The following is an 8875-nucleotide window of genomic DNA, read 5'->3' on the forward strand; positions in this document are numbered from 1 at the left end:
TCATGCCCGTCTGCGGCAGCGCCCGACATTCCGACGCCGGAACCATCATCGCCGCCGCCGCGCCGACTCGGCGGTGTGACCGGGCAGGTGCCGCGCTCGACGCCGCGGCGCGCGGATTGCGGACCGTGCTGGTGGGGCGGCACGATCTGGCATTCGGTACGAGCCGGTGGAGTTCCAAGCTGTTGCACGGCGGACTCCGGTATCTGGCCACCGGGCAGGTCGGCATCGCACACGAAAGCGCGGGTCCCGGTTCGGTGAGGTTCAAGGCGGTCTGATTGGCCCTTGGTGGATGGCGCAATTCTGCTACGCACGGCATGTTGCAGCTGACCCATCTGAGCTGGGAACCCTCTCTTGATACGGGCGGGGTTACGCCGAGCTATTGCAGCCTTACATACAGCTCTGTATGTTTGTTTTTGTTCGATCCGGGCGAGACCGGTCACTGCGGGCTGTCGACTTCGGCGCATCGGTCACACCGGGTCAGGTACTACGTGAGGAGTTCGATGGCGAACAAGGTCTACGTCGTAGGCGTCGGCATGACGAAGTTCGAAAAGCCGGGTCGTCGTAAGAACGAGGACGGCAGCGCTTGGGACTACCCGGATATGGCACGGGAGTCGGGTACCAAGGCACTCGCCGATGCCGGGATCGACTATCGCGAAGTCGAGCAGGCCTACGTCGGTTATGTCTACGGCGAATCCACCTCCGGACAGCGCGCCGTCTACGAACTGGGCATGACCGGCATTCCGGTGGTCAATGTCAATAACAACTGCTCGACCGGATCCACCGCGCTTTTCCTCGCGGCACAGGCGATTCGGGGCGGGCTGGCCGATTGCACGCTGGCATTGGGGTTCGAGAAGATGCAGCCGGGCTCGCTCGGTTCCACCTGGGACGATCGCGAACAGCCGATGGCCAGGCATGTCATGGCACTCGCAGAGATCTCCGAGGTGCTTTTCCCGGTGGCGCCCTGGATGTTCGGCGCGGCGGGGCGCGAGCATATGAAGCAGTACGGCACCACCGCGGAGCATTTCGCGAAGATCGGCTACAAGAACCACAAGCATTCGGTGAACAATCCGTATTCGCAGTTCCAGGAAGCGTATTCGCTCGATGACATCCTGGCCTCCCGGATGATCTACGACCCGCTCACCAAATTGCAGTGTTCGCCGACCTCGGACGGTTCGGGTGCGGTCGTGCTGGCCAGCGAGGATTTCGTGAATTCGCACGACCTCGCCGCGCAGGCGGTGGAGATCGTCGGCCAGGCGATGACCACCGACTTCGCCTCCACCTTCGACAACACCGCCAAGAACCTCATCGGCTATGACATGAATGTTCAAGCCGCACAAAAGGTTTACCGGCAGTCCGGCCTCGGACCGGAGGACTTCCAGGTCATCGAGCTGCACGACTGCTTCTCGGCCAACGAACTGCTGCTCTACGAGGCCCTCGGACTCTGCGGCGAGGGTGCGGCCGGAAAGCTGATCGACGACAACCAGACCACCTACGGCGGCAAGTGGGTCGTGAACCCCTCCGGCGGGTTGATCTCCAAGGGACATCCCTTGGGCGCAACGGGGTTGGCGCAGTGCTCCGAACTCACCTGGCAACTGCGCGGTGCCGCGGATCTGCGCCAGGTCGACAACGTCACCGCCGCGCTGCAGCACAATATCGGGCTCGGCGGCGCCGCGGTCGTCACGGCCTACCAGCGCGCCGACCGCTGATTTCCGCTGGCGAAAGCCGTAATGCAGCAACGACATTCACTCGACGAGGAGTAACGCATGGGCCACATCGAAGCCACCAAGGACGTCAATGCCACCCCGGACGCGCTCTGGGCGGTCGTCTCCGACCCGCAGACCTGGGACAAGTGGTTCACCATCCACGAGCGCTTCATGGAGGAGCCGCCCGCCACGTTGGCGGAGGGGGCCAAGCTGGTCGCGAAGATCGTCATGCTCGGCATGGCCAACAAGCTGGAATGGACCGTCGTCGCGGTCGAGCCGCCGAGCAAGCTCACCCTCGGTGGCACGGGAATGGCCGGGGTGAAGACCGAATTCACCTTCGATATCCAGCCCAAGGGTGATGGCGGCAGCACCATCGTGGTCTCGGGTGACTTCGAGGGCGCGTTGATCAAGGGCGCACTCGGCAAGGCGGTCGAGAAGGACGGTCTGAAGCAACTGGACCGCTCGCTCGAGCAACTCGACGCGCTGGCCTCGGCCTGATTCGGCAGGAGCAGGTGATGACAGCGGAGGCCGCCGCGGCGCGGCTGGTGGAATTCGACGACAGCGGGCTCGAAAACTGGTGTGACGATGAACATTTCGAGGTCACTCGGGAGCGAATCGCCGAATATGCCGCCGCGACCAATGATCCGATCGAGGCGCATCTGGTGGGCCGGGTCGCCTCGCCGATCTTCGGCATCGTGCCGGTCTTCGAGGCCATGATGATGCCGGTGATCGATGTCGCGCCGATGGATATCTTCGGCCGAGTCGTACACGGGGAGCAGGACTTCCACTTCCATCGCGCGATCCGGCCGGGCGACGAGCTGGTCTCGCGGGCCAAGGCAATCGGCTACACCAGCCGTTCGAACGGCAGCACCATCACCATCCTCGTCGAATGCCGCACCGAGGCAGGGGAATTGGTGAACGAGCAGTATCTGACCGCCTTCTTCCGCAATATCGATGCGGGCAAGACAGTCGGTGACGCGGCTCCGGCACACAAATTCGACGAGAAGCTGCGGGCGCAGGAGCCGGTCGCGGTGGTGTCTCAGCATGTCGACCTCGACCAGACCTACCGCTATGCGCCCGCTTCCGGTGATCCGGTGCCGCTGCATCTGGACGAACAGGTCGCCAAGGATGCGGGGCTGCCCGGGATCATCGCGCACGGCCTGTGCACCATGGCCTTCGCCTCATGGGCCGTGCTCACCGAGGTCGCGGGTTCGGATGTCAACCGGCTGAAGCGGTTCGCGGTGCGCTTCGCCAAGATGGTCTTCCCCGGTGACGACCTGGAAACCCGAATCTGGCGCGTCGGCTCCGAAAACGGCATCACCACATACGCCTTCGAGACCGTCCGCGGCGCGGACATCGTCCTGAGCGACGGTCTCGCCGAAATCGCCGACCAACTACCGAACAACTGAGGAGCCTGTAGATGGGTACATTGGCAGGACGGGTCGCCGTCATCACCGGCGCGGGCCGCGGCATCGGGCGTGCGCACGCCTTGCTGTTCGCCCGCGAAGGTGCGGCCGTCGTCGTGAACGATCTCGGCGGCAGCAATACCGGTGAGGGTTCGGATGTCGGCCCGGCCCAGGAGGTCGTGAACGAGATCATCGCCGCGGGCGGCAAGGCGGTGGCCAACACGGACAACGTCGCCACCTGGGAGGGCGCGGGTAGTATTGTCGCCCAGGCGATTTCGGAGTTGGGTGGACTCGACGTCGTAGTGAACAATGCGGGCATTCTGCGCGACGCCTTCATCGCGGGCATGGACGAGGCGCAGTGGGATGCGGTGATCGCGGTACATCTCAAGGGGCACGCCGCGGTGCTGCACCACGCGGCCGCGTACTGGAAGGCGCAGAGCAAGGCGGGCAACCAGCCGAATGCCGCGGTGATCAATACCGCGTCGGCCTCCGGAACGACCGTCCCGAATGCGGGGCAGGCCAACTACGGCGCGGCCAAGGCCGCGATCGCCGCATTGACCCTGGTCGCGGCCGACGAACTCGCGCGCTACGGCGTCCGCGTCAATGCGATCGCGCCGATCGCGCGCACCCGGCTCACCCTGGCCACACCCGGCATGGGTGAGATGCTGGCCGCCGAGGCGGCGGCGATCGAGGACGGTGATTTCGACGCGTTCAGCCCGGCCAATATCGCTCCGCTGGTCGCCTATCTGGCTTCGGAGAAATGCCCGATCAGCGGCAAGGTTTTCGCGGTACAGGGCGGCGCCATCTCCGAGCTGGCAGGCTGGCATGACGTGAAGACGATCGAGACCGACGGGCCCTGGGTCATCGACGATATTGCCGCTCGCCTGCCCTGATCTCGCGGAAACTGTAGGAGAACGACGATGTTCGAATGGTCCGAAACCGATGAGATGATCCGCCAGGCGGTGCGCAGCTTCATCGACAAAGAGGTCCGCCCGCACCTCGACGCGCTGGAGAGCGGTGAGCTCACTCCCTATCCGGTCATCCGGAAGTTGTTCAGCGACTTCGGAATCGATGCGATGGGTGGTGAGGCGGTGCAGCGGCTGCTCGCCGAAGAGCGTAAGAAGGCGGCGGCGCTGGCCGCCGGGGAGTCGCTGCCCGAGAAGTCCGAAAAATCTTCCGGCGGTGGCCCGTTCGCCGGACAGGAATCGCTGATGGCGGTGCTGATCGGGGAGTTGTCCGGTGTCTGCATGGGGCTGGTCACCGCGATGGGTGTCAGCATCGGTCTCGGCGCAACCACCATCCTCTCGCGCGGCACGCTTGCGCAGAAGGAGCGGTGGCTTGCCGATATCGTCACCATGAAAAAGGTTGCGTCATGGGCGATTACCGAGCCCGACTCCGGTTCGGACGCGTTCGGCGGTATGAAGACCTACGTCAGGCGCGACGGCGAGGACTACATCCTCAACGGGCAGAAGACCTTCATCACGAACGGTCCGTATGCCGATGTGATGCTCGTCTACGCGAAGCTCGACGAGGGCGAAGGCGGCGATAAGCGCGAGCGCAAGGTGCTCACGTTCGTGCTCGACAAGGATATGGCGGGCCTCACCCAGGGCAAGCCGTTCAAGAAGATGGGCCTGCACGCCTCCCCGACCGGTGAATTGTTTTTCGACAATGTGCGCGTGGGTCGCGACCGGCTGCTCGGCGAGACCGAGGAGCACAAGGGCGGCGACGGCCGCGAAAGTGCCCGCTCCAGCTTCACCGCCGAACGCATCGGCGTCGCCTTCATGGCGCTGGGCATCATCAACGAATGCCACCGGCTCTGCCTGGACTACGCCAAAAGCCGCAAGCTGTGGGGCCAGGAGATCGGCCGCTTCCAGCTGGTCCAGCTCAAGCTGGCCAAGATGGAGATCGCCCGGATCAATGTGCAGAACATGGTCTTCAACATCCTCGAGCGCGGCAAGGCGGGCAAGCCGCCGACCCTGGCCGAGGCCTCGGCCATGAAGCTCTACGCCTCCGAGGCCGCCACCGAGGTAGCCATGGACGCGGTCCAGCTCTTCGGCGGCAACGGTTATATGACCGAATACCGAGTCGAACAACTCGCCCGCGACGCCAAGTCCCTGATGATCTATGCGGGCAGCAATGAAATCCAGGTCACCCACGTAGCCAAGGGCCTGCTCGCCAGGTAGCGCGCGTCAGACCGCGCGCAAATGCGTGCGGCTGGCGTAGATGTGTTCGGCGATCAGGGTCGCGATGCGGTCCGGGGCCTCGAGCATGGGGACGTGCCCGACGCCGTTGACGAGGATGCGGTCGGCGGAGTCGGGCAGTTCCTGCAGGAAGCGGCGGGCATATACCCGATTGGGGATGATCCGGTCGTATTCGGCCATCAGCAGACGCACCGGGGTCGGGAGGTTCGACAGGTCTTCCAGCGCGGGCGCGCGCATAGTGCCCAGGATCATCGGGACCATGGCATCGCAGTGCAGCGCGGCCGTGATCATGGCGGCGATATCGCGCCGCGAGACAGCGGCGGCGTTCTTGCTGAGCAACAGCAGCGCGAAGCGTTGCGCGATCGGATTGTTGATCGCGAATCCGCCGAGGCGCTTACCGATTTCGACGATCGGAACCAGCGACAGGAATTTTACGCCGATGCGGAACTCGGTGAGCGAGGGCGATTGCCAACCGCCCGCCGGTGCGATCGCGGTCAGGGTGCGGGCCCGGCCGCGTCGGGCCAATTCGAAGCCGACCCAGCCGCCGAGTGAATTGCCCGCAATATGACAGGTACGCCAACCGAGTTCGTCGAGTTGATCTTCGATCCGGTCGGCGAGGGCATGGACATCGGTGGACCAGCCGTCGATCGGTTCGCCACCCCAGTGGCCGGCGAAGGCGGGGGCGAACACCTCGCAATGCGCGGAAAGCCGCAGCGCAACCTGTTCCCAACAGTGCGGCGAGAGCATGAACCCGTGCAGGAGCAGGACCGGATCACCGGATCCGACATGCAGCGCCTTGATGGGCGCGAGACGGGCGGGGGAGTTGGTGGTGCCTGACATCATTGTCAATCACCCCTTCCTGGACTGCGATGTCCCGGGGGAGTTCGTCTGACCAGCATTGTACGGTCGTTGTGTGCCATACATCATCTCCACGATCAATGTGAACGGCGTCCGTGCGGCGACCGGCAAGACGGGCAAGGGGATGCTCGAGTGGCTGGCGGCCACCGAGGCCGATGTCATCTGCCTCCAGGAGACCAGGGCGACCGATGAGCAGACCCGTGCCGCGCTCGCGCCCGCACTGGACGCGGGCTGGTATCTGACGCATGCGGAGCCGGGCGCGAAGGGGCGGGCCGGAGTCGGCATCCTGTCCCGCCGCGAACCCCGTGCCGTGCGCATCGGACTCGGGTGCTGGCAGGACCGAACTTGGCGGCCCAGCGCCGAATTCGCCGGTACCGGGCGCTATGTCGAGGCCGAATTCGATGAATTGACCGTGGCCAGCGTGTATGTGCACACCGGCGAGGCGGATACGCCGATGCAGGACGAGAAGTACCGCTTCCTCGATGAGGTCGGCGCCCATCTGCGCGCGCAGACCAGCGATTTCGTGATCTGCGGCGACTGGAATGTCGCGCATACCGAACTCGATATCAAGAACTGGAAGGGCAACCTGAAGAACTCCGGCTTCCTCCCGCAGGAGCGAGCCTGGATCGATGGCATGCTCGCCGCCGGATACGTGGACGTGGTGCGCAGCCTGCATCCCGGCGTCCCGGGCCCGTACAGCTGGTGGTCCTATCGCGGCCGCGCCTACGACAACGACGCGGGTTGGCGCATCGACTACCACCTGGCGCGCGGCGAGGTGGCCACCAGAGCGAAGCAGGCCGTGGTCGAACGGGCCGCCACCTATGCCGAGCGGTGGTCCGACCACGCGCCCGTCACGGTGCAGTATCGCTGAGATTCACGGCGAGGATGGTGCACGATATGGCAGTGCTGGAGATCGGGAGCGCATGAATATTTCCTCGAAGCGGGTTCGCGCCTTCGCCGCGCTCGGTGTGGCCCTGCTGGCATTGGTGATCGCCCTACTCGCCGCGCGCGGTGGCGGGGACAGCAAGCCGACCGCGGCCTCGGTCACCTCCACCACCCGCAGCGCCAGCGTGGTGGCCCCGGCGCGCGGCCCTGATGTGACCACCACATCCATCGTTCGAGCCCCTGGCGTTCCGGACCGCGCCTACACGACCCTGGTCGAAATCGATGCGGGCCGCTGGCCGGATTCGGCGAATGCGCCCGGCACCAAGGGCGGTGACCGCTGGATGAACCGCGGCGGCACCCTGCCCGCCAAGGATTCGGCGGGCAAGGCCCTCACCTACCAGGAATGGGATGTGAACCCGAAGCAGCCCAACCGTTCCCGCGATGCCGAACGCATCGTCACCGGCAGCGACGGTTCGGCCTGGTACACCGGTGACCACTACGAAACCTTCACGAGGATGCGCTGATGACAGTTCCGTTATCGCAGTTCCTTGCCCGTCCCGAGGCCGAGCGGTCCATCGACGCGGCGGCCTCGGCACCGACCGCCGTACTCGGCGCCCTCCCCGTGGACGCCCCGACCCTCAGCGGCGTGCGCTACGACGCACCCGTCGATTACGCGGTACGTGAACTGCGCGGCCCCAAAATGCGCACCACCGCAGGCGTTTTCGACGAATTCGCGGCCGCGTTCCAATTCCCGTACTACTTCGGGGCGAATAAGGATGCCTTCGACGAATGCCTGCGCGATCTCGACGATTTCGTCGGTTCCGCCGCCGGATACGTTGCCGTGATCCGCGATTCGGCCGATCTGCTTGTCGACGAACTGGAAGAACGCACCTGGTTCACCGAAGCCATGCGCGAAGCCGCCGACTACTGGTCCACCAAGGGCCTGGCCTTCCGGGTCGTGCTGCAAGGCGAACCGGCCGACCCGCAGATCGTGCGCCTGAGCCCGTAGCGCCCTCAGGTGAGGCGGCGGGCGAGGTCCTCGCCGAGGAGTACGAAGACGTCGGTGGTGTGGTCGATCAGTTCGTCGCGGGTCAGGGGGAGGTCGTCCTGTATCCAGGCGGTGAGGGTTTGGACCAGGCCGCCGACCAGATAGGTGGCGCGAAAGTCGATGGCCGGATCCGGATTCGGGTCGGTGATGCCATAGAAGTCGATGCCCTCGGCGGCGACCAGGCGCGCGAAAACCCGCACCGTCTGGTTCGTGCGGGCGCGCAGCTCCGGCGTCGCCATGCCCGCGACCAGCGCGACGTGCGCCTTGCGCGGATCGTCGGTGAGCAGATGTATGCCGGCGGAGATCGCGGCGTGTGCCTTGGCTCGGGTGTCGGCCGGTGCGGTCTGCAGCGCACCGATGATCGCCCCGGCCATTTCCTCCGCGATCCGATCGATGAGCGCGGCGAGCACCGCGTCGCGGCTGTCGAAGCTTTCGTAGTAGTAGCGCTCGTTGAGTCCGGCCTGCGCGCACAGCCCCGAGACGGTGAGCTTGGCGATGCCCTGGGTGCCGATGATCTCCAGCGCGGCATCGAGCAGTGCCGCACGCCGCTGGGCCCGGCGTTCGTCGGCGGAGACGCCGCCGTAGGTCCGCCGCGCAGGCCCACCGGTCGCCCGTGCACCGCTTTCTGCGGACTTGCTACGCGCTGACTCGCTGGTCGCGGGGCTGTCGCCGCTTGTGGACTCGTTACGGGATGCTCGCCCGCTGGTCGCTCGACCACCGCTCTCTGCGGACTTGCTACGCGCTGACTCGCTGGTCGCCGGGCTGTCACCGCTT

Annotated in this window: 10 protein-coding genes and 1 pseudogene; 9 read left to right on the forward strand and 2 right to left on the reverse strand. The window is 65.5% G+C overall.

The features are described from left to right. Positions 1–2 precede the first annotated feature (2 nt). From AB0L58_RS39350 to AB0L58_RS39375, 6 genes and pseudogenes are all read left to right on the forward strand, one after another. A pseudogene (locus AB0L58_RS39350) lies at positions 3–242 on the forward strand (FAD-dependent oxidoreductase); the annotation flags it as partial. A 258-nt stretch (positions 243–500) separates the two neighbouring features. Further along, positions 501–1706: a lipid-transfer protein gene (locus AB0L58_RS39355; RefSeq protein WP_364395724.1), complete on the forward strand. Its 1206-nt coding sequence runs from the start codon at positions 501–503 to the stop codon at positions 1704–1706. A 57-nt stretch (positions 1707–1763) separates the two neighbouring features. Next, positions 1764–2201 carry an SRPBCC family protein gene (locus AB0L58_RS39360; protein ID WP_364395726.1) on the forward strand — a complete coding sequence of 146 codons (438 nt, stop codon included), beginning with the start codon at positions 1764–1766 and terminating at the stop codon, positions 2199–2201. 17 nt (positions 2202–2218) lie between these two features. Continuing rightward, positions 2219–3112 carry a MaoC/PaaZ C-terminal domain-containing protein gene (locus AB0L58_RS39365; protein WP_364395728.1) on the forward strand — a complete coding sequence of 298 codons (894 nt, stop codon included), beginning with the start codon at positions 2219–2221 and terminating at the stop codon, positions 3110–3112. A gap of 11 nt (positions 3113–3123) precedes the next feature. Then, the gene (locus AB0L58_RS39370; protein ID WP_364395730.1) at positions 3124–4002 is read left to right on the forward strand and encodes an SDR family oxidoreductase; all 879 of its coding nucleotides are present in this window, start codon (positions 3124–3126) and stop codon (positions 4000–4002) included. A gap of 27 nt (positions 4003–4029) precedes the next feature. Further along, a complete protein-coding gene (locus AB0L58_RS39375; protein ID WP_364395732.1) occupies positions 4030–5292 on the forward strand; it encodes an acyl-CoA dehydrogenase family protein in 1263 nt (420 codons plus the stop codon). A 6-nt stretch (positions 5293–5298) separates the two neighbouring features. Here AB0L58_RS39375 and AB0L58_RS39380 read toward each other — a convergent pair whose 3' ends face one another. After that, positions 5299–6153 (reverse strand): alpha/beta hydrolase, encoded by an 855-nt coding sequence (locus tag AB0L58_RS39380; protein WP_364395734.1) that lies wholly within the window; start codon positions 6151–6153, stop codon positions 5299–5301. Between the two features lie 70 nt (positions 6154–6223). On the opposite strand from AB0L58_RS39380, the gene AB0L58_RS39385 reads away from it, so the two are divergent. Genes AB0L58_RS39385 through AB0L58_RS39395 form a run of 3 tightly spaced genes read left to right on the forward strand, consistent with a single transcriptional unit; the run spans position 6224 to position 8062 of the window. After that, entirely contained in the window at positions 6224–7039 is an 816-nt protein-coding gene (locus AB0L58_RS39385; RefSeq protein WP_364395736.1) for an exodeoxyribonuclease III, read from the forward strand. 52 nt (positions 7040–7091) lie between these two features. After that, positions 7092–7577 carry a ribonuclease domain-containing protein gene (locus tag AB0L58_RS39390; protein ID WP_364395738.1) on the forward strand — a complete coding sequence of 162 codons (486 nt, stop codon included), beginning with the start codon at positions 7092–7094 and terminating at the stop codon, positions 7575–7577. Next, the gene (locus tag AB0L58_RS39395) at positions 7577–8062 is read left to right on the forward strand and encodes a barstar family protein (protein ID WP_364395740.1); all 486 of its coding nucleotides are present in this window, start codon (positions 7577–7579) and stop codon (positions 8060–8062) included. The genes AB0L58_RS39390 and AB0L58_RS39395 overlap by 1 nt, the downstream gene beginning before the upstream one ends. A gap of 5 nt (positions 8063–8067) precedes the next feature. Here AB0L58_RS39395 and AB0L58_RS39400 read toward each other — a convergent pair. Beyond that, positions 8068–8875: TetR/AcrR family transcriptional regulator (locus AB0L58_RS39400; protein ID WP_364395741.1), on the reverse strand; the 808-nt coding region annotated here is incomplete at its 5' end.

Source organism: Nocardia sp. NPDC052112 (assembly GCF_040680135.1).
In the GTDB taxonomy this organism is placed as follows: Bacteria; Actinomycetota; Actinomycetes; order Mycobacteriales; family Mycobacteriaceae; genus Nocardia.